22 protein-coding genes are annotated in these 20,341 nt (G+C 64.3%); 16 read left to right on the top strand and 6 right to left on the bottom strand.

Going from position 1 to position 20,341, the window contains the following annotated elements; all coding sequences use genetic code 11:
• Position 1 precedes the first annotated feature (1 nt).
• Both NKH17_RS17515 and NKH17_RS17510 read right to left on the bottom strand, forming a co-directional pair.
• Positions 2-196: a hypothetical protein gene (locus NKH17_RS17515; RefSeq protein ID WP_352479600.1), complete on the bottom strand. Its 195-nt coding sequence runs from the start codon at positions 194-196 to the stop codon at positions 2-4.
• Positions 193-477 carry a hypothetical protein gene (locus NKH17_RS17510; RefSeq protein WP_352479601.1) on the bottom strand — a complete coding sequence of 95 codons (285 nt, stop codon included), beginning with the start codon at positions 475-477 and terminating at the stop codon, positions 193-195. Before NKH17_RS17510 ends, NKH17_RS17515 begins: the two co-directional genes overlap by 4 nt.
• A gap of 77 nt (positions 478-554) precedes the next feature.
• Between NKH17_RS17510 and NKH17_RS17505 the strand changes: the two genes are divergently transcribed.
• From NKH17_RS17505 to NKH17_RS17495, 3 genes are all read left to right on the top strand, one after another.
• Entirely contained in the window at positions 555-1,835 is a 1,281-nt protein-coding gene (locus NKH17_RS17505; RefSeq protein ID WP_352479602.1) for a glutamate-5-semialdehyde dehydrogenase, read from the top strand.
• A gap of 135 nt (positions 1,836-1,970) precedes the next feature.
• Positions 1,971-2,558, top strand: coding sequence for a nicotinate-nucleotide adenylyltransferase (locus tag NKH17_RS17500; protein WP_352479636.1), 588 nt, complete (start codon positions 1,971-1,973; stop codon positions 2,556-2,558).
• Positions 2,559-2,632: 74 nt separating this feature from the next.
• On the top strand, positions 2,633-3,922 hold the full coding sequence (locus tag NKH17_RS17495) for an MFS transporter (protein WP_352801613.1): 1,290 nt from the start codon (positions 2,633-2,635) through the stop codon (positions 3,920-3,922).
• A 26-nt stretch (positions 3,923-3,948) separates the two neighbouring features.
• Here the strand turns inward: NKH17_RS17495 and NKH17_RS17490 are convergent, their stop codons facing one another.
• Positions 3,949-4,806, bottom strand: a complete 858-nt coding sequence (locus NKH17_RS17490) for a mechanosensitive ion channel family protein (protein ID WP_352900735.1) — start codon at positions 4,804-4,806, stop codon at positions 3,949-3,951.
• A 239-nt stretch (positions 4,807-5,045) separates the two neighbouring features.
• Between NKH17_RS17490 and rsfS the strand changes: the two genes are divergently transcribed.
• From rsfS to NKH17_RS17450, 8 genes are all read left to right on the top strand, one after another.
• Positions 5,046-5,423 (top strand): ribosome silencing factor, encoded by a 378-nt coding sequence (gene rsfS / locus NKH17_RS17485; protein ID WP_023678068.1) that lies wholly within the window; start codon positions 5,046-5,048, stop codon positions 5,421-5,423.
• A 61-nt stretch (positions 5,424-5,484) separates the two neighbouring features.
• Positions 5,485-5,967, top strand: coding sequence for a 23S rRNA (pseudouridine(1915)-N(3))-methyltransferase RlmH (gene rlmH / locus NKH17_RS17480; protein WP_352900732.1), 483 nt, complete (start codon positions 5,485-5,487; stop codon positions 5,965-5,967).
• A 150-nt stretch (positions 5,968-6,117) separates the two neighbouring features.
• Complete coding sequence (locus NKH17_RS17475) at positions 6,118-7,461, top strand: murein hydrolase activator EnvC family protein (protein ID WP_352900730.1); 1,344 nt, start codon at positions 6,118-6,120, stop codon at positions 7,459-7,461.
• Complete coding sequence (locus NKH17_RS17470) at positions 7,462-8,787, top strand: S41 family peptidase (protein WP_023719673.1); 1,326 nt, start codon at positions 7,462-7,464, stop codon at positions 8,785-8,787.
• A 202-nt stretch (positions 8,788-8,989) separates the two neighbouring features.
• Complete coding sequence (locus tag NKH17_RS17465; RefSeq protein WP_352900728.1) at positions 8,990-10,189, top strand: divergent polysaccharide deacetylase family protein; 1,200 nt, start codon at positions 8,990-8,992, stop codon at positions 10,187-10,189.
• A gap of 1 nt (position 10,190) precedes the next feature.
• Positions 10,191-10,712 carry an RNA pyrophosphohydrolase gene (locus tag NKH17_RS17460; RefSeq protein WP_352900725.1) on the top strand — a complete coding sequence of 174 codons (522 nt, stop codon included), beginning with the start codon at positions 10,191-10,193 and terminating at the stop codon, positions 10,710-10,712.
• Positions 10,713-10,741: 29 nt separating this feature from the next.
• Positions 10,742-11,911: an alanine racemase gene (gene alr, locus NKH17_RS17455; protein ID WP_352900724.1), complete on the top strand. Its 1,170-nt coding sequence runs from the start codon at positions 10,742-10,744 to the stop codon at positions 11,909-11,911.
• Positions 11,912-12,049: 138 nt separating this feature from the next.
• The gene (locus NKH17_RS17450; protein ID WP_502910598.1) at positions 12,050-13,306 is read left to right on the top strand and encodes a D-amino acid dehydrogenase; all 1,257 of its coding nucleotides are present in this window, start codon (positions 12,050-12,052) and stop codon (positions 13,304-13,306) included.
• 39 nt (positions 13,307-13,345) lie between these two features.
• Here the strand turns inward: NKH17_RS17450 and NKH17_RS17445 are convergent, their stop codons facing one another.
• Positions 13,346-14,227: a LysR family transcriptional regulator gene (locus tag NKH17_RS17445; RefSeq protein WP_254816411.1), complete on the bottom strand. Its 882-nt coding sequence runs from the start codon at positions 14,225-14,227 to the stop codon at positions 13,346-13,348.
• A 220-nt stretch (positions 14,228-14,447) separates the two neighbouring features.
• Here NKH17_RS17445 and NKH17_RS17440 point away from each other — a divergent pair, with 220 nt between their 5' ends.
• Positions 14,448-15,944: a CoA-acylating methylmalonate-semialdehyde dehydrogenase gene (locus NKH17_RS17440; protein ID WP_352900721.1), complete on the top strand. Its 1,497-nt coding sequence runs from the start codon at positions 14,448-14,450 to the stop codon at positions 15,942-15,944.
• A gap of 174 nt (positions 15,945-16,118) precedes the next feature.
• Here the strand turns inward: NKH17_RS17440 and NKH17_RS17435 are convergent, their stop codons facing one another.
• On the bottom strand, positions 16,119-16,307 hold the full coding sequence (locus NKH17_RS17435; RefSeq protein WP_352801628.1) for a hypothetical protein: 189 nt from the start codon (positions 16,305-16,307) through the stop codon (positions 16,119-16,121).
• A 137-nt stretch (positions 16,308-16,444) separates the two neighbouring features.
• Here NKH17_RS17435 and NKH17_RS17430 point away from each other — a divergent pair, with 137 nt between their 5' ends.
• Together NKH17_RS17430 and NKH17_RS17425 are read left to right on the top strand one after the other, a co-directional pair.
• Positions 16,445-16,741 carry a hypothetical protein gene (locus NKH17_RS17430; RefSeq protein WP_352801630.1) on the top strand — a complete coding sequence of 99 codons (297 nt, stop codon included), beginning with the start codon at positions 16,445-16,447 and terminating at the stop codon, positions 16,739-16,741.
• A 291-nt stretch (positions 16,742-17,032) separates the two neighbouring features.
• Positions 17,033-17,365 carry a hypothetical protein gene (locus NKH17_RS17425; protein WP_352801632.1) on the top strand — a complete coding sequence of 111 codons (333 nt, stop codon included), beginning with the start codon at positions 17,033-17,035 and terminating at the stop codon, positions 17,363-17,365.
• A 13-nt stretch (positions 17,366-17,378) separates the two neighbouring features.
• Here the strand turns inward: NKH17_RS17425 and NKH17_RS17420 are convergent, their stop codons facing one another.
• Positions 17,379-17,969 carry a GntR family transcriptional regulator gene (locus NKH17_RS17420; protein ID WP_502895519.1) on the bottom strand — a complete coding sequence of 197 codons (591 nt, stop codon included), beginning with the start codon at positions 17,967-17,969 and terminating at the stop codon, positions 17,379-17,381.
• Positions 17,970-18,135: 166 nt separating this feature from the next.
• Between NKH17_RS17420 and NKH17_RS17415 the strand changes: the two genes are divergently transcribed.
• Both NKH17_RS17415 and NKH17_RS17410 read left to right on the top strand, forming a co-directional pair.
• On the top strand, positions 18,136-19,029 hold the full coding sequence (locus NKH17_RS17415; RefSeq protein ID WP_352801634.1) for a dihydrodipicolinate synthase family protein: 894 nt from the start codon (positions 18,136-18,138) through the stop codon (positions 19,027-19,029).
• A 48-nt stretch (positions 19,030-19,077) separates the two neighbouring features.
• Positions 19,078-20,328, top strand: a complete 1,251-nt coding sequence (locus NKH17_RS17410; protein WP_352801636.1) for an NAD(P)/FAD-dependent oxidoreductase — start codon at positions 19,078-19,080, stop codon at positions 20,326-20,328.
• Positions 20,329-20,341 lie beyond the last annotated feature (13 nt).

Genomic DNA, 20,341 nt, shown 5'->3' with positions numbered 1-20,341 from the left:
GCTACTGGTCAGGCTCATGCGGCCATTTGGGTGGGTTGCGATATCGATCCTGAAAGTCCTGGTATATCTTCAGAAGTTCGCTGCAACCTCCCAACTCCGCTTCGATGCCAGCCTTGGCACGTCGATCCACTTCGGCTTGGGGAACATCCTTGTCGTCTTCGACGACGAGATCGCGGATGAGCGCGTCAGTCGTCATTGCTTCTGCCCCTTCCATCCTTTTTTGAATTCCGCCTCAAGCCGAGCGCGCGGCCCACATCCATGCAACTCTTCAACAACGACGTTGATCTGGGAAAGCGGTGTCGGTGGCGCGCCGCAATAGCGCTCAGCGAGTGCGAGGGACATCATCGAGCTTACCATAAGCATGGCCTTGCCGTCGGGGCTCTCTCCAGGTTCAAATTTGTCGTCGCAGTAGTCCGCGGCACGGAGGCTTGTCGGTATGAGCATCGCGCCGAGAGCAACGAGGATAACTGTCTTCATTCTGCTTCCTCAAATTTGCGGCCATTGCCGCGAAGGCTGCCCGCGTGTAAATCCACCAGCTTCACTGGATCGGTCAAATGCTGAACAAACACCAAGGCGATGATGTAGCCAGTTTGATGACACGGATAGGCCGCAAGGCGCGCGCTGCCGCCCGACCGCTGGCCATTGCGAACACTGCTGCCAAGAATGCCGCGCTCCTCGCCATGGCCGACGCCATCATCGCCCGTGAGCAGGACATTCTCGATGCTAACGCCATCGATGTTTCGAATGGTCACGAATCCGGGCTTTCCGCCTCCTTCATAGATCGGCTGAAGCTCGATCCCGCCCGCATCCGCGCCATGGCAGACGGGATCAATGAAATCGCCGGGTTGCGCGATCCGGTCGGCGATGTCATTGCCGCCTGGGAGCGGCCGAACGGGTTGCATATCGAACGGGTGCGCACGCCGCTTGGCGTCGTCGGCGTCATCTATGAGAGCCGGCCGAACGTGACCGCCGATGCAGGCGCGCTCTGCCTCAAGGCGGGCAATCCGGTGATCCTGCGCGGCGGCTCGGATTCGGCGAATTCTTCCGCCGCGATCCATGCCTGCCTGGTCGAGGGGCTGAAGACAGCCGGGCTGCCGGAGGATGCCATACAGTTGGTGCCGACCACCGATCGCGCCGCCGTCGGCGAAATGCTGAAAGGGCTTTCCGGCAATCTCGAGGTCATCATCCCGCGCGGCGGCCGCAGGCTGGTCGAGCGTGTGCAGAACGAGGCACGGGTGCCGGTCTTCGCGCATCTCGAGGGCATCTGTCATCTCTATATCGACGGATCGGCCGATCTCGACATGGCGGTCAAGATCGCGGTCAATGCCAAGATGCGGCGCACCGGGGTGTGCGGTGCTGCCGAGACGCTGCTGGTCGACCGTGCCGTCGCCGGCACGCACCTGGTGCCGATCCTCGGGGCCCTACAGGCGGCAGGCTGCGAGATCCATGCCGATGCCGAGGTGCTGAAGCTTTATGCCGATGCCCAACCCGCGACCGATGCAGACTGGGTGACCGAATATCTCGATGCCATCATTGCGGTGAAGCTGGTCGACGGCGTTGCCGGCGCGATCGAGCATATCGAGAATTTTTCATCGCATCACACCGAGGCGATCATCGCCGAGGATGCAAAGGCCGTCGAACGGTTCTTCAGCGAGATCGATTCGGCGATCCTTCTGCACAACGCCTCGACCCAGTTTGCCGATGGCGGTGAGTTCGGTATGGGCGCCGAAATCGGCATTGCCACCGGCAAGATGCATGCGCGCGGGCCGGTCGGCGTCGAGCAACTGACGTCGTTCAAATACCGCGTACGCGGGTCGGGACAGGTGAGGCCTTGACCTTTTTCGCCGCTAGGGCTTGAAGTTTGCGCCCAGCCACCCCCCTCTGTCCTGCCGGACATCTCCTCCGCAAGGGGGGTGCTTAGCACGATGCTATCCCCTTCCGAGCATCCCGTCCCTCCGCGCTACCTCAAGATGCCGCATGCCGGGAAAGGCGTGGCGGTCGGGCTGTTCGGCGGTTCGTTCAACCCGCCGCACGCCGGCCATGCGCTGGTCGCCGAGATCGCGCTCAGACGCCTTGCGCTCGATCAGCTGTGGTGGATGGTGACGCCCGGCAACCCGCTCAAGAATGCCGGTGACCTGGCACCGCTGGCCAAGCGGCTGGAGCTATCCGAAAAGATCGCCAAGAACCCGAAGATCAAGGTCACCGCCTTCGAGGCGGCCCACCGCGTCCGCTTCACCGCCGATACGCTGGCGCTGGTCAAGGCGCGTAACCCCGGCGTCGATTTCGTCTGGATCATGGGGGCCGACTCGCTTCGCGACTTCCACCGCTGGCAGCGCTGGCGCCGCATCGTCATGACGTTCCCGATCGCGGTGGTCGACCGGCCGGGCGCGACACTGTCGTTCCTGTCGTCTGTGGTCGCCAAGACGTTCGACTATGCCCGCGTAGACGAGGGCGACGCGCCGCGGCTCGCCCGCATGGACGCGCCGGCCTGGACCTTCATCCACGGCCCTCGTTCGTCGCTGTCGTCGAGCGCGATCCGCAAGGTAGCAAGGGGCTGAGCCGACACGGAAGGCAAGACCGCTGATGTCGCTTTTGCCGCTGCCTTGACCAGCTTGATGGGCGATCCTCGGTCATGACGATTCTCGAGCGCGACCAGGACAAGAACGGTCTAGGGCAGCCGGCCCCGTCGATCGCCATTGCCAGTATCCTCTTGTCGATGGCGCTGATCGCCGTCGGCAATGGCCTCATGTTCGCCTATATCCCAGTCCGGCTCGGCGCCGCGGGCTTCGATCCGACTTGGGCGGGGCTGATCGTCACCGGCCTTTCGGCTGGCGGCCTCGCCGGCTGCATCCTGACCGGGCCGCTGGTGCGGCGTGTCGGCCATGCCCGCGTGTTCATGGTGCTGTCGGCACTCATCGTGCTGTCCAACGCCGCGGTCGGCGCCGGGCCGCATCCCTTGCCGTGGATCGCTGCACGGGCGCTCTACGGCTTTGCCATTTGCGGCCTGTTCATCGTCGCGCAGAGCTGGCTGAACGATGTCGTTGCCAACGCCATCCGTGGCCGGGTCATGGCCATCTTCTACGTTGCCTATGTTGCCGGACTCGGCGTCGGCTATTCGACGCTGGCGTTGATCGATATCCGCGCGGCCGACGCGCCGCTGATCGGCATTGCCTTCACCGCGCTGTCGATCCTTCCCGTCGGGCTGACCCGGCTCGCGCAGCCACCGGCGCCGCAAGCGGCGTCCGTGGCGCTCGGCCGCGCCTGGCGGATCTCGCCGGTGGGCGTTGCCGGCATGCTTGCCGTCGGCGGCCTGTCGATGACGATCTCGGGCTTTGCGCCGATCCATGCCACGGCCAAGGGCTACAGCCAGGCCGACGTCGCCTTGCTGCTTTCGGCAATGCCGGTCGGCACGCTGATCCTGCAGATCCCGCTCGGCTGGATTTCCGACCGCACCGACCGGCGCTTCGTGCTGATCGCGGCGTCGGCGCTTGCCGCCGCGGCGGGCCTGTTTGCCCTCGGTTTCGACGGCGGCGCGCTGGTGGCGCTGCTCGTCATCTACGTGGTCTGGGACGGCGCCTCGGAATCGATCTACTCTCTGGCCAGCGCCCATGCCGGCGATCGCGCCGGCAAGGACGACATGGTGGCGCTGTCGAGCTCGCTTTTGTTCGCCTGGTCGCTCTCCGGCTTCGTCGTGCCCGGCATCGTGACCGGGCTTTCCGCCGTATACGGCACGCAGGCCTTCATCTATGTGGCAATCGTCATTGCCGCCGCTTACTGCCTGTTCGTTCTTTGGCGAGTCGTCATGGTGCGGCCCGTGCCCGCCACCGAGACCGGCAGTTTCGCGCCGATGACGGCGCAGGCGCCGTTGCCCGTCGATCTCGCCTTCGCGCCCGAAGGTCAACGCGGGCGCGAAGAAATTTGAACACTCTCCAGCTGGCTTCAAATGCTCTATTGCCGTGTGGCTGAGGCATCCGCCTGCGGCGCTTTCGGTGCCGGCGCCGGGACCGAAAGGCCCTCGGCATCGAACGCCTGCTTGACACTCTTGGTGAGGTCGATCTGGGTGGCGAAGAAGTCGGCAGCCGCCGTCCAGTAGCGCAAGGTGATGGCGACGGTGCTGTCGCCGACGGTCGCGACAAAGGCGATCGGCGCAGGCTGCCGCCTGACACGCCGGTCGGCGGCGGCAACGCCACGCATGGTCTTTTGCGCGAAGTCGATGTCGTTCCACGAGCCGATGCCGAGCGTGACGTCGCCGCGACGCACACCGTTGCGGGTGAAGTTGCGGACCGGCTGGTTCCATAGGGTCGAGTTGGGTGCAAGCACGTAGACGCCTTCGACCGTCCTCAGCGTTGTAGCGAACAGCCCGATCTCCTCGACGGTGCCGGATATGGCGCCGACCTCGACATATTCGCCGATGCGGAACGGCCGCAGCGCCAGCAGCATGATGCCGGCGGCAATGTTCTGCAGCGTGCCTTGCAGCGCCAGGCCGATGGCCAGGCCGGCGGCACCGATGGCGGCAATGATCGAAGCGGTCTGCACGCCGAACTGGCCGAGAACCATGATCACGACCAGGCCGAGGATGGCGTAGCGGACGACCTGCGAGAAGAAATGGCGGAGCGTTTCGTCGAAGCCATGGATATGGCCGAGGCCGGCATAGATCGAACGCTCGGCGAGGCCAGCGACGATGTAGCCGATGACCAGCAGGATGACGGCGCCGACCGCAGAAAGCGAGTAGGAGACGATCAGCGTGCTGAGTTGCGCCAGGCCGGATTGCACGGTGACGAGGGCGTTCTGGGGATCGATCGGCATGTCGGGATTCCGGTTTGTGGATGAGCCGATAACCGCTGCGGGGCGAGGCGGTTCCGATTTTCTCGCTCGGAAAGCCTCATATTCGGCCGCTGCCGGGCGCCTGCTTGCGAGCGGTGTCTTGAAACTGCAACCTAACTCTGCCTATCTAAGCAGTGTCACCTGATTTTGAAGGTGATTTGGTTGTTCTTGCTGCGAAAGGAAATACACTGAGAACAGCACTTCGGAAGAAGGCCGACATCGTGCCTTCGCCGGCCGGAATCAGCGTAAACGACGCCGTGTCCCGCGCCATCAAGACAGTCCTTGCCAGTCTGGAAGACTCCAAGGCCGAAAACATCGTCTCAATCGACATTCAGGGGAAATCGAGCCTCGGCGACTACATGGTCGTCGCATCGGGCCGATCGCACCGTCATGTCTCGGCTGTCGCCGATCACCTCCTCAAGGCGCTCAAGGATGCCGGGCTCGGCACGGCGCGCGTCGAGGGGCTGGCTGGCGCCGACTGGGTCCTGATCGATTCGGGCGACATCATCGTCCATGTCTTCCGTCCCGAGGTCCGCGACTTCTACAATCTCGAAAAGATGTGGCAGGCGCCCGATCTCGAGGAGGAGACCCTCCACTGAGCCGTACTCGTCGTGATGTATGTCGTTGTCCGACATGCATCAGCGGCTCGTCGAGGCAAGGATGAAGATTACCGTTCATGCCGTGGGCCGAATGAAAGCCGGCCCCGAGAAGCAGTTGGCCGATCGCTATTTCGAGCGTTTTGCCAAGAGCGGTCCTGCCGTAGGCCTCGAATTCGCCGGGATCGTCGAGATTGCCGAAGGCCGCGCGCAGACGGCCAATGAGCGCCGGCGCGAGGAAGGCCAGAAGCTGCAGACGCACTTGCAACCGGGCACGGCGCTGGTGCTGCTGGATGAGCGCGGCAAGAACCTTTCCTCCGAGGATTTCGCCGGCCGCATAGGCTCGCTGCGCGATGGCGGGCGCAAGGCGCTGGTGATCGCCATTGGCGGCGCCGACGGCCATGACCAGTCGCTGCGCGACCTGGCTGATCTGACGGTGTCGCTCGGCGCGCTGACCTGGCCGCATCAGCTGGTCCGCGTAATGCTGGGCGAGCAGCTTTACCGGGCGGCCACGATCCTTTCCGGCCACCCCTACCATCGTCCATGAAGTCGGCTCGGTCGGCGAATTGATGCCAGCCGCCCGGATTTTTGCCCCAATGCTCATCAAGAGTTTGGGCTCATGGGGTTTGCGGATCGCGGCCGGGCTCGAACATGGTTGATGGTTCGTTAACGAAGCCGCGCATAGAGTTAGGCTTCAATGTCTGAAGACTGGAAATCACGAACGGGCTCCTGGCGCGTGCGCTACGCCATCGCCGTGGCGACGATCGCGCTTTCGCTCGGCGTCGCCCGGGCCGAGAACACGCTCGACCTGGCGCCCGACCCGGACCAGAGCCGCGCCGAATACGAGAAAGTATCGAAAGAGATCACGCTGTCGTCCGAGCGGCTGGCCAAGCTCGCCGCCGACATCGCGGCGGTCAAGAAGGACCACGCCTCGATCACCGCAGCGCTGATCCAGTCGGCGATGACCGAGCAGAAGCTCGGCCAGGACATCGAGGACATTGGCGGCAAGCTGGAAGGGCTTAAGGCGCAGGAGCAGAAGATCCGCGCCTCACTGGCCGCCAGACGCGACGTTCTGGCCGAAGTGCTCGGCGCGCTGCAGCGCATGGGGCTCAACCCGCCGCCGGCGATCCTGGTCAAGCCGGAGGACGCATTGTCGTCGGTGCGCAGCGCCATCCTGCTCGGTGCCGTGGTGCCGGAACTGCGCCAGCAGACCGACATGTTGCTGGCCGACCTCAAAGAGCAGTCGCGGGTGACGGCCTCGATCGAGGCCGAGCGGGCGCGGCTGACGGCAGCGATCGGCGAGCAGGCGGCGGAAAAAAAGCGGCTCGGCATGCTGCTCGAAGCCAAGCAGAAGCTCGCCGCCGATACGCAAACCGCGCTGGCCGCCGAAAAGCAGCGGTCCGCGACGTTGGCGGCCAAGGCCGGCAGCCTGAAAGAACTGATCGCCTCGCTCGAGGCCGACAGAGCCCGCAAGGCGGCGGATGCGGCCAAGGCAGCCGAGCAAAAGACGGCCGACGCCGACAAGGGCCCGGCATCGGCTGCGGCGTCGACGGAATTGGCCTCGCTGCCGGTGCCGGAGAGCAACAGGCTCACCGCTGCCGCGCCGTTTTCCGCGCTGCAAGGGCAGATCGCGCTGCCGGTCACCGGCAGGATCAAGCGGCGCTTTGGCGCCGAGGACGGTAACGGCGCGGTGATGCTTGGTGACATGGTTGCGACACAATCGGGAGCCATCGTCACAGCGCCGGCGGATGGAAATGTGCTTTATGCGGGGCCTTTCCGCTCGTACGGTCAACTCTTGATCCTGAATGCGGGTGACGGCTATCATGTCGTCCTGGCGGGGATGAGCAGAATCAGCGTCGCGTCTGGCCAGTCGGTGCTCGCAGGTGAGCCGGTCGGCGCGATGGGAGAGGCCCGGGTGGCGAGCACCTCGGCATCGAAGAATGGAAATGCCACGCCGGAGCTCTATGTCGAGTTCCGCAAGGATGGAAAACCCGTCGATCCGGCCCCATGGTGGGCGGACCGTTTTTCTGGAAGGACGTGAATGATGCGGAAACTGTCGCTTCTGTTTGCCGGTGCGCTGATGGGTGCATCGGCGATGAGCCTGGTCTATGGCGCGCCCGGCTCGACGGCGAAGGCTGCGGGCTCCGAGACCTATAAGCAACTGGCGATCTTCGGCGATATCTTCGAACGGGTGCGGGCGAATTATGTGACGCCGCCCGACGACAAGTCGCTGGTTGAAAATGCCATCAATGGCATGCTGTCCTCGCTCGACCCGCACTCCTCCTACATGAACGCCGAAGAAGCGCAGGACATGCGCGTTCAAACCAAGGGCGAGTTCGGCGGCCTCGGCATCGAGGTCACCATGGAGAACGACCTGGTCAAGGTGATCACGCCGATCGACGATACTCCGGCCGCCAAGGCTGGTGTGCTCGCCGGCGACTATATCGCCAAGATCGACGGCGAGGAGGTTCGCGGCCTGACGCTCAACGACGCTGTCGAGAAGATGCGCGGGCTGGTCAACACGCCGATCAAGCTCACCATCCTGCGCCAGGGCGCCGACAAGCCGATCGAACTGACCGTCGTGCGCGACATCATCAAGGTCAAGGCGGTCAAGTTCCGGGTCGAAAACGACATCGGCTACATGAAGATCACCTCCTTTACCGAAAAGACCTATGACGACCTCGAGAATGCCATCGACACCATCAAGAAGCAGGTGCCGAACGACAAGCTCAAGGGCTACGTGCTCGACCTGCGCCTCAATCCGGGCGGTTTGCTCGACCAGGCGGTGAGCGTGTCGGATGCCTTCCTCGACCGTGGCGAGATCGTCTCGACGCGCGGCCGCGATCCGAAGGACGTCACCCGCTTCGACGCGCGGGCCGGCGACGACATCGGCGGCAAGCCGCTGATCGTGCTCGTCAATGGCGGCTCGGCCAGTGCCTCGGAAATCGTCGCCGGCGCACTGCAGGATCTGCGCCGCGCCACGGTGGTCGGCACGCAGTCCTTCGGCAAGGGTTCGGTGCAGACCATCATCCCGCTTGGCGAGAACGGGGCGCTGCGGCTGACGACGGCGCTCTATTACACGCCGTCCGGCAAGTCGATCCAGGGCAAGGGCATCACGCCCGATATCAAGGTCGACCAGCCGCTGCCGGCGGAACTGCAGGGCAGGGACCTGACGCGCGGCGAATCCGACCTCAAGGGCCATATCAAGGGCGCCGACGAAGGCACGACCGGTTCGGGTTCGGCAGCCTATGTGCCGCCGGAGCCGAAGGACGATTTGCAGCTCATCTATGCCGAGCAGCTGCTGCGCGGCCAGAAGACCGATCCGGCGTTCCCGCCGAATCCGCAAAAGGCCGTATTGAACCAGTAAGGGCGGGCAAGGTCGGGCCAAACGGGTCTGGCTGCCTGAGCGAAGCGATGCGATGCTGCCGGGGCCGCGAGGCTCCGGCAGTTTGATTCGGGGCTGCGGCCGGCATGCTGCGCGTCCAGTGAAGCAAGGGGACGCGCCGACATTTTGAATTTTGCGCCTCCGGAGAAGGTTTACTTCGGGGATGCACGCCGGGGGTGCGGGCTTGGCTGATATCGGCAAGGACATAGAACGACCTCTCGGACAGGCGATCCGGCCGTCGCGCTCGGGCAGCGGGATCAGCGCCGGTGCGGTCGCCGCCGCGCTTGTCGTGCTGTCGGTGGTCGGCGTCTCCAGCGCGATCGCCTTGCGCGACAAGCCATTCCGGAAGCTGCAGGAAGTAGCGGTCTCGACGCCGAAAACGCCGGCGGCGGCGGATACCGCCGCGGCGCCCGCCAAGGCGACGCCCGAAACGGCAGCGCCAAGCAACGCAAGCGGGGCCAACATAAGTGGGCCGAAGACGGGCGGTCCGCGGATCATCCATGTCCAGACCGAGGAGGGCGACGATCCACCCGAGGCGGCCATCGTCATCCGCGACCCTTCGACGATCGGCCAGAACCTCAGGATCGCGCACATTCCCGACAAGGCACTGATCGAGGCCAGCGAGACCGGTCCGCTGCCGATCCGCGCCGCCGACGGCCGGCGCCCGTTCGATGTCTATGCGCGGCCGTGGTCCGGCGCACGCGGTGCACGCGTGGCGCTCGTCATCGGCGGTCTTGCCGTGTCGCAGACCGGCACGCAGGCAGCCATCGCCAAGCTGCCGGCGGAGGTGACGCTGGCCTTCGCGCCGCAAGGCAACAGCATCGGCCGCTGGATGCAGGTGGCGCGGCAGGGCGGCCATGAGGTCATCATGCAGGTGCCGCTCGAGCCGTTCGACTATCCGAACGTCAATCCTGGCCGCAACACGCTGACAGTGGCTGCGACACCGGACGAGAATTTGAAGAATTTACGCTGGGCGCTGTCGCGAACGACCAACTACACCGGCGTCATGAACTATATGGGCGCCCGCTTTTCGGCCGACGCTACGGCAATGGGGCCATTGATGGCCGAGCTTGGCAAGCGTGGCCTCGCCTATGTCGATGACGGTTCCTCAGCGCGCAGCCTGGCACCCGAATTGGCGCTGAAGCACGGCGTGCCGTTCGTCGGCGGCGATACGGCAATCGACACGGTGCAGGACCGCGGCGCCATATTGAAGAAACTGGATGGGCTGGAAGCGACGGCGCGGGCGAAAGGGTTTGCCGTCGGCATCGGCTCGGCCTTCGACCTGACGGTGGATACCGTGTCTTCCTGGGTGACCGAGGCCAAGAAGCGCGGCATCGAGATCGTGCCGATTTCGGCGGTGGCAATAGATCCGGAAAAAGGCTGAGATGGCAAAGAACAGGCTCGTCGACCCCGAAATTCTGCCCTACCGGCCCTGCGTAGGGGTGATGGTCCTCAATGGCGACGGCCTGGTCTGGCTCGGCCATCGCATTGCCGAGCCGGACAGCGAGTTCGCCGGAACGACACAGCTCTGGCAGATGCCGCAGGGCGGCATCGACGATGGCGAGGAGCCGCTGCTCGCGGCCAAGCGCGAACTCTACGAAGAGACCGGCATGCGCTCGGTGTCGTTGCTGGCCGAGACGCCGCACTGGATCAAATACGATCTGCCGGCCGATCTGGTCGGCGTCGCCTTCAAGGGACGATATCGCGGCCAGACGCAGAAATGGTTTGCCTTCCGCTTCCACGGCGACGAAAGCGAGATCGCGATCAATCCGCCGCCGGGTGGCCACAAGGCCGAATTCGACCGGTGGGCGTGGCGACCGATGCTGGAATTGCCGGGCCTGATCGTGCCGTTCAAGCGCAAGGTCTACGAAGACGTGGTGGCGGCGTTCCGGCACCTGGTGGCGTAGCCGCCAGCCTTCCGCTAAAACAGGTCGGCATGAACGACATCTCCAGCAGATCTCTTCCGCAGACCGTCTCTCTACCGCAGGCTGGCGCCCCGAGCGAACCGGTCAGCGAAGCCGCGGCGGGGGCGATCCTGACCATCGATCTCGGCGCCGTGCGTGAGAATTACCGGCGGCTGAAGGCGCGGCTGGGCGGAGTCAGTTGTGCTGGAGTGGTCAAGGCCGACGGTTACGGGATTGGCGCGGTGCCGGTAGCCGCGGCACTGATGGCTGAGGGTTGTAATACCTTCTTTGTTGCGCATTTGGCCGGCGGCATCTTGCTGCGCAAGGCGCTCGGCTCAGGCCCGGCCATTTATGTGCTGAACGGCATTCCGCCGGGTGCGGAAAGGGAAGCGGTTGCGGCAGGGCTTTGCAGCGTACTCAACAGCGCCAGCCAACTCGCGGCATGGCGCGAGATGGCCGGGCGGGTGGGCCGTAAGTTGCCAGCCGCCCTCCAGGTCGACAGCGGCATGTCGCGGCTCGGCATGACGCCGGCGGAGGTGAAAGCGGTGGCGCGGGATCCGCAGGCCTTCGACGGTATCGAACTGACGTTCGTGATGAGCCATCTCGCCTGCGCCGACGAACCCGAGCAACCGGCCAACGAGCGGCAGCGGCTGGAATTCGAACGGCTGCGCCAAATGCTGCCGGAAGCGCCGGCTTCCCTTGCCAATTCATCAGGCATTTTTCTCGGGCAGCGCTATCATTACGACCTCGTTCGTCCGGGTGCCGCTCTGTATGGCGTCAATCCGACGCCGGCGAAGGACAATCCGATGCTGCCGGTGGTGCGATTGCAGGCCAAGGTCATCCAGATGCGGGTGCTGGAGGCCGGCGCTGGTGTCGGCTACGGCCACACTTTCCATACCAAGGCCCCGCTTGCCGCGGCGACGATTTCGCTCGGCTACGGCGATGGCTGGCATCGTCGCGCCGCTTCCGCTGCCTGGTTCGAAAATGTGCGGCTGCCCTTCGTCGGCCGGATTTCGATGGATACGATCATCCTTGACATTTCCGCACTGCCGCCTGGCAAGCTGAAGGCCGGCGACCTCGTTGAACTGATCGGGCCGTCGTCGCAGACGGTGGACCAGGTAGCCGGCCAGGCCGGCACTATCGGCTATGAGGTCTTGACCAGCCTCGGCCACCGTTTCCACCGGCGCTATGTGAATCGCTAGGACGCAAGCTTGTTGTCCTCACGCATGTCTTTTCCCTGAGCATCGGCACTTGGCTGACGCCACAGAATCCGGCAGACAGAAGGCGGCGATGATCCCGGTCTCGAATCCCGACGAGATGCCGCCGCGGAGAACCAAACGATGAAGATCTTCGTGCTGGGCGGCGGCGTGATCGGGGTCACGACCGCCTATTTTCTTGCCGAGGCCGGCCATCAGGTGACCGTGATCGATCGCCAGAAAGGCCCGGCGCTGGAAACCAGCTTTGCCAATGCCGGCGAGATCTCGCCCGGCTATGCCTCGCCCTGGGCCGGGCCCGGCGTTCCGCTGAAGGCCATCAAATGGCTTTTGATGAAGCACGGTCCACTGGTGGTGCGACCGGCCCTCGATCCGCATATGTGCATATGGCTGGTGAAGATGCTGCGCAATTGCACGGCTGAACGCTACGCGCTGAACAAGGCGCGCATGGTGCCGCTGGCCGAGTACAGCCGCGACACGCTGAAGGCGCTGCGCGAGGCGACCGGCATCGCCTATGACGAACGCGCCAAGGGCACGCTGCAGCTTTTCCGAACGCAAAAGCAGCTCGACGGCGTCGGCGGCGATGTCGAGGTGCTGAAGACCTATGGCGTCCCTTACGAGGTCCTCGATCCCGACGGGTGCATTGCGGCAGAACCCGCGCTGGCTGGCGTGCGCGAAAAATTCGTCGGTGGCCTGCGGTTGCCCGGCGACGAAACCGGCGACTGCAAGATGTTTACCGACAGGCTTGCCGAGCTTTGCGCGGCACGCGGCGTCACTTTCGAGTACCACACGGAGATACGGCGCGTCGTCAAGAAGCGCGATCGCATCACCAACATCAGCACTAGCAAGGGCTGGATGGTCGCTGATGCCTATGTGATGGCGATGGGCAGCTATTCGGCGCGGTTCATGCGCATGCTGAAGCGGCCCATCCCGGTCTACCCGGTCAAGGGCTATTCGATCACCCTGCCGATCAAGGACGCCGCCGCCGCACCGGTCTCGACCGTGATGGACGAGAGCTACAAAGTAGCGATCACCCGACTCGGCGACCGTATCCGGGTCGGCGGTACCGCGGAGATTTCCGGCTTCGACCTGCGGCTGCACGAATCACGGCGCCGCACGCTCGAACATTCGGTCGGCGACCTGTTTCCGGGCAGCGGCGACATGCGATCGGCGACCTTCTGGTGCGGGCTGCGGCCGATGACACCGGACGGGCCGCCGCTGATCGGCCGCACCGATTTCTCCAATCTCTATCTCAATACCGGCCATGGCACACTCGGTTGGACCATGGCCTGCGGCTCGGCTAAGGTTCTAGCCGACATCATCTCCAGCCGGGTGCCCGACATCGACGTCGGCGATCTCGGGCCGGGACGATATGCCAAGTAAGACCCCCGGCAACTTAAGACAGCCGCCGGCCGATAGGCTTCACGCGAACAAACCCCTGTCCCGTTCGACGGCCTTGGTGATGAAGCTCGAAACGACCTGGACGCGGCGCAGCGGCCTGACCGATTCGTGATAGACCAGCCAGTAGGCGCGGCGAATGGGTGCGACGATATCGAGGGGCACCAACTCCGGCATCGAGCGGGCAACGAAGGTGTGCAGTATGCCGATCCCGGCGCCGGAACGCACCGCTTCGGCCTGGCCGAGCGCGGAGGAAATGGCGAAGCTGGTGCGCCAGTCGGCGCTGAATTCGGCCGCGTAGTCGAGCGAGGGACTGACGATCAGATCCGGCACGTAGCCGATCAGCGTATGCTGCCCTAGCTCGGCGGCGGTTCCGGGCAGGCCATGCGTGTCGGCGTAGGCACGCGACGCGAACAGGCCGAGCGTGTAGTCGACCAGCTTTCCCGCCACCAGGCGGCCTTCCGTCGGCCGCTCGACGGTGATGGCAATGTCGGCCTCGCGCCGTGACAAAGAGAAGGAGCGTGGCACCGGCACCAGCTGGATGGTGAGTTCACGGTGCAGAGCGGTCAGCGCGCCGAGGCGCCTGGCCAGGAAGGCGACGCCAAAACCGTCTGGCGCGCCGATCCGCACGGTGCCCGACACGTCGTCGCCTTCGCCTGAAACAGTCGAGCGCGCGGCGATCATGTCGCCCTCCATGCGTTCGGCGATCTCGAGGAAACGCTCGCCCGCCGGCGTCAGCTCACTGCCGGTGGTAAGCCGGCGAAACAGTTTTGTCCTGAGCGCATCCTCGAGGGCGGCGATGCGGCGCGAGACGGTCGCGTGATTAAGCTCCAGCCGCCTGGCGGCGCCGAGGATCTGACCGGCCCGCGCCACGGCAAGGAAGATGCGGGCATCATCCCAGTTCATCGGGATGGTCCGGATGATGACGATTACGGCAGCGCTCGACGGCGAAGAAACTCAATTTCTCTATCCCATGGCGTACACCACACATCTCTATCATTTGCGCGATTTGATGCACAGACACCCACTGCTATCTATTTTCCGCACAACGGTTGCGTTTTCGCTCGCGTTGCCATCGCTCGCGCAAAGGCGGACAATGCCTCATCACGAACCAGGGAGAGAGACCATGATCGAATACGGTCATTTCATCGGCGGCAAGCGCGTCGCCGGAACCAGCGGCCGCAAGCAGGACGTCATGCAGCCGATGGACGGCACGGTGCGCGGCACGGTGGCGCTGGCTTCGCAGGCGGAATTGCGCGCGGCGGTCGAAAACGCCAAGGCGGCACAGCCCGGCTGGGCGGCGACCAACCCGCAGCGGCGCGTGCGCGTCCTGATGCGGTTCCTCGAGCTGGTCGCCAAGGAGTATGACGCGCTCGCCGAGATATTGGCGCGCGAACACGGCAAGACCATCGCCGACGCCAAGGGCGACATCCAGCGCGGCCTCGAAGTGGTCGAGGTCTGCATCGGTGCGCCGCATATGATGAAGGGCGAGTTCACCGATGGCGCCGGCCCCGGCATCGACGTCTATTCGATGCGCCAGCCGCTCGGCGTCGTCGCCGGCATCACGCCGTTCAATTTTCCGGCGATGATCCCGCTGTGGAAGATCGCGCCGGCCATCGCCTGCGGCAATGCCTTCATTCTCAAGCCGTCCGAACGCGACCCGGGCGTGCCGATACGCATTGCCGAACTGTTCATCGAGGCCGGCCTGCCGGCCGGCATCCTCAATGTCGTCAATGGCGACAAGGAAGTGGTCGACGCCATCCTCGACGATCCCGACATCAAGGCCATCGGTTTCGTCGGCTCGACGCCGATCGCCCAGTACATCTACTCGCGCGGCTGCGCGGCCGGCAAGCGCGTGCAGTGCTTCGGCGGTGCCAAGAATCACATGATCATCATGCCGGATGCCGACATGGACCAGACCGTCGACGCGCTGATCGGCGCCGGCTACGGCTCGGCCGGCGAGCGCTGCATGGCGATCTCGGTGGCCGTTCCGGTCGGCAACGACACCGCCAACCGGCTGATGGAAAGACTGGTGCCGCGGGTCGAGAGCCTGAAGGTCGGTCCGTCGACGGATTCTTCCGCCGATTTCGGCCCGCTGGTCACGGCGCAGGCGCTGGAGCGGGTCAAGTCCTATGTCGACACCGGCGTCAAGGAAGGCGCCAAGCTGGTCGTCGACGGACGCGGCTTTTCCATGCAGGGTTACGAGAACGGCTACTATATGGGCGGCTGCCTGTTCGACAATGTTACCGCCGACATGCGCATCTACAAGGAAGAGATCTTCGGGCCGGTGCTGTCGGTGGTGCGCGCACCGACCTACGAGAACGCGATCAAGCTCGCCAACGAGCACGAGATGGGCAATGGCGTCGCTATCTTCACCCGCGACGGCGATGCGGCGCGCGACTTCGCCTCGCGAGTCCAGGTCGGCATGGTCGGCATCAACGTGCCGATCCCGGTGCCGATCGCCTACTATACGTTTGGCGGCTGGAAGGCGTCCTCCTTCGGCGACCTCAACCAGCACGGGCCGGACGCGTTCCGCTTCTACACCAAGACCAAGACGGTGACGTCGCGCTGGCCGTCCGGCGTGAAGGATGGCGCCGAATTCGTCATTCCGACGATGAATTAGCCGAACGGTTTCTGTCTGCGCGTCCTCGCCTTCGGCTTCGGGCGCGCGGGCCGGCGTGAAGGATGGCGCCGAGTTCGTCATTCCGACGATGAATTAGCCGGACGGTTTCTGTCTGCGCGTCCTCGCCTTCGGCTTCGGGCGCGCGGGCCGGCGTGAAGGACGGCGCCGAATTCCTCATTCCGACGATGAATTAGCCGGACGGTTTTCTGTCTGCGCGTCCTCGCCTTCGGCTTCGGGCGCGCCGGCCGGCGTGAAGGATGGCGCCGAGTTCATCATCCAGACGATGAACTGATCCAGATCGCGGAAAGCAAAAGAAGGCCTGGGCTCGACCCGGGCCTTTTTTGTCGCGGTCTTCATCGGCATGAACACTAATGTGATGGAACCAAGAAGGCAGCAATCTTCTTAGGTTGCAGTCCTGCCGCGAAGCAGACGCTGGCAGATTAACCAACGGCGCTGGTGGCGGCTCCGGGGGATATCGTCCGGCGCAAAGGAGGTGTCAGATGACACGTCTTATGGCGACTGTAGCTTGCGCTGCGATGGCCCTTTCCGCCGTCCCGGCAATGGCTGCCGAGCAATGTGCGGCACGCGCCGATATGGTCAAGGCGCTCGGCGAGAAGTTTCATGAAAACCCGAGCGCGGTCGGCGTCGTCAATCCGAATGTGGTGCTTGAAGTCTTCGTTTCCGACAAGGGCACATGGACCATCCTCGCCAGCGACACAAAAGGCCAAAGCTGCGTGATTTCAGTCGGCGAAGGCTGGGAGAGCGCGATGACGACAGCGGCGCTGCCAGGCACCTGATGAGGTTCCACGCTCGCGCGTAGCAGCGGCCTCGGCATGGGCGCGCAGCCTAGTGGCCCATTCTTTCGGCGACAACCGTAAAACGGATCTGCAGGCGCCCGCTTGGGCGCCTGCTTGCGCTTTTCCATTGCCGATACCATATATCGAGAACATAATGGGAACATCTAGAATCGTTCCCACCGATGGCAGACCGGAACACAGAAAGGAACGACGCGATGATGATGACGTCGGAACCGGCCTGGATCGCTCCGGCAAAGTGAGGCTGTCAAACCCCTCCTTTGCCGGAACGTGATGGCAAAGGAGGTGCCTATGGCACACAAATCGCTGTTGGGATGGGTGAAAACCCTGGTTCTTGCGGGCGCATTGGCGGTGGGTACGAACACCGCAAGCGCGCAATATCAATACTGCGTTGAACATGGCGAGCTCGTCGCCCATTTGAGCGAGAAGTTCCAGGAAAGGCAGTTTGCTTTGGGGCTGATCGGTCATGAGGCGGTCATGGAAGTCTTTGTCGCCGAGACCGGAACCTGGAGTATCGTCGTCACCGATGTCGCCGGCAGAAGCTGCATCGTCGCGGCCGGCGACAATTGGGAAAACGTGATGGCCCTGCCCGGCCAGGGCGCATGACGAAATGACAGGCTCAGCGTGTGGCAGCTGCCTCGGCATGGCCGCGCAATAGTGCCATCAGGCGCTTGGCGTCCTTGGCCGCGGCCTCCTCGTCGCCTGCTAGGATCGAGCGGATCAGCGCGACATGATGCTCGGCGGATTCGGCCAAGCCGGTATCGGCCTTGTAGCGGAACCAGAAACGGCGGCTGTGGGTTTGCAAGGGCGCCGCCAGGCGCGCGGCGAACGGGTTGTCGGCAGCCAGCGCCAGCGCCTCGTCAAGCGCCTTGTCGGCCTGGATGAAGTAAAACACATTTTCCGAAATCACCGCCTTTTGCATGGCAAGGGCAGCGTCGTGGAACAGGTCGGCGGCCTCGCGGGTGACGAAGCGAGCGGCCGAGCGGGCAAGCACCACCTCGACGCCACGGCGGGCGTCGAGGACACGCAGCCAGTCGCCGGGGTGCAGCGGGGCAATGGCAATGCCGGCGCGCGGCCGGACCTCGAGCAGCCCCTCCCAAGCCAGCCGCTGGATCGCTTCGCGAACCGGGGTGCGGCCGAGGCCGAGCCTGTCGATCAGCGCCCCCTCGGTGATGAAGCTCGCCGGCGCCAGCTCGAGAGTTACGATCATGTGCTCGAGCCTGCGGTAGGCCTTCGCAGTTGCCGGCTCGGAGCCCGGGCTGTCATATACCAATGCGGTTTCTCCTGATATATTGTTGATATATCATATCAGATTCAACGTTGACAGGCGGCTTCTTAAGAAATATACGACTGATATATCAGATGGAGCGATCGATATGTGGGCCGGAGTCTTCCCCGCCGTTACGACCAAGTTCACCGAGGACGACGGCCTCGACCATGCCGAGATGGAGCGCTGCTTTGCGCTGCAGATGGAGGCCGGCTGTGACGGCATCATCGTCTGCGGGTCGCTCGGCGAAGGCCCGATGCTGTCGCATGACGAGAAGATCGCGGTGCTGAAGACCGCCCAGAAGATCGCCGGCAAAAAACCGGTGCTGTTGACGGTCAACGAGGCCGGTACACGCGAGGCGGCGGCGATCGCACGCCGCGCCGCCAAGGAAGGCGCCAACGGTTTGATGGTGGTGCCGAGCCCGATCTACCATACCAATGCCGAGGAGACGGTCGCGGCACTCAGCGCCGTCGCCGCGGCCGGCGACCTGCCGGTGATGATCTACTCCAACCGGCTTGCCTATCGCGTCGACGTCACCGTCGACCAGATGGAGGAGTTGGCCAAGGACCAGCGCTTCGTCGCCATAAAAGAGTCCTCGGACGACATCCGCCGCTCGACCGAGATCATCAACCGCCTCGGCGACCGCTACGACCTGTTCACCGGCGTCGACAATCTCGCCTTTGAGGCGCTGTCGGTCGGCGCCATCGGCTGGGTGGCGGGCTTGGTCACCGCGTTCCCGCGCGAGACCGTCGCCATCTATCAGTTGATGAGACAGGGCCGCCGCGAGGAGGCGTTGAAGATCTACCGCTGGTTCCGGCCGCTGCTCGACCTCGACGTCTCGACCTATCTGGTGCAGAACATCAAGCTCGCCGAAGTTTTGGCGATCAACACCAACGACCGCGTGCGCATGCCGCGCCAGCCATTGTCGGGCGAGCGGCGCAAGGCAGTCGAAAAGGTCGTCAGGGATGCGCTGGCCAAGCGGCCGCAACTGCCGGCATTCTGATCCAGTGCCTTCGAGGGTATTTACAGATGTGCAGCGCGGCGCATGGCAATGAATGATAATGCTACGCTCGATGTCGCCATCATTGGTGGCGGCATTATCGGCATTTGCGCTGCCGCATTTCTGGCCGAGGCGGGGCGAAACGTCACGATCTTCGATCGGACGGGGATCTGCGAGGAGACCAGTTCCGGCAATGCCGCCGCCTTTGCCTTCTCCGACGTGCTGCCGCTCGCCCACAAGGGCATGATCAGGCAACTGCCGAAATGGCTCGCCGACCCGCTCGGCCCGCTCAGCATCCCACCCGCCTATCTGCTGAAGCTGCTGCCCTGGCTGGTCCGCTTCTGGCGCGCCGGCCGAAGCGACCGCTATGAAGCCGGCCTTGCCGCACAGGCCGGGATGATGAAGCTCGCCGAGGCGGAATGGATGGGTTTGCTCGACCGTTCCGGCACACGGCCGATGCTGCACGAGGACGGCTCGCTCGAACTCTACGAAAGCGAAGCCGAGTTCAAGGCCTCACTGCCCGGCTGGGCGGCAAGGCACCGCTTCGGCATCGGCTTCAGCCATGTCGAGGGGAGCGCTCTCGCCGCCTTGCAGCCCGGTCTGTCGCCGCGCTTCGTCAAGGGAACGTTCGTGCCGGGGTGGAAAACCGTCGCCGACCCCAAGCGGCTTGGAAAGGCGTTATGGGCCTATGCCGAGAGGTTGGGCGCCGGGTTCGAAAGGGCCCGGATCGAGCGTGTCGAGGCGGGACAGGACGGCGCGATCCTGACCATGGCCGACGGCACGAGGCGACGGGCGAAGCATCTCGTCATCGCTGCCGGAGCCTGGTCGCATCTGTTGGCGAGACATCTCGGCGACGGAATCCCGCTGGAGACCGAGCGTGGCTACAACACGACGCTGCCGAAGACTGCCTTCGACGTAAGGCGGCAATTGATCTTTTCCGGGCATGGCTTCGTCATCACGCCGCTCGAGACGGGCCTGCGCGTCGGTGGTGCGGTCGAACTTGGCGGGCTTGAAAGGCCGCCCAATTATGCGCGCTCGAAAGCGCTGCTCGAAAAGGCGCAGAAATTCCTGCCGGGACTGGATCCGGCCAATGGGCGCGAATGGATGGGGTTCCGGCCGTCGCTGCCGGATTCGCTGCCGGTGATCGGGCAGTCGCAAAAAACGCCGTCGGTGGTGTACGGTTTCGGCCATGGTCACCTCGGCCTGACCCAGGCCGCGGCGACCGGACGCTTGATCCGCGAGCTCGTTCTCGGGCAGAGTCCATCGCTCGATCTCGGTCCGTTCAGCCCGCAACGATTTTGAGATCGAAGACATT

The organism is Mesorhizobium sp. M1334 (genome assembly GCF_040317995.1).
Classification (GTDB): Bacteria; Pseudomonadota; Alphaproteobacteria; order Rhizobiales; family Rhizobiaceae; genus Mesorhizobium.
The sequence above is the reverse complement of the archived record's forward strand: the minus strand, read 5'-3'. Positions and strand labels throughout refer to the sequence as shown.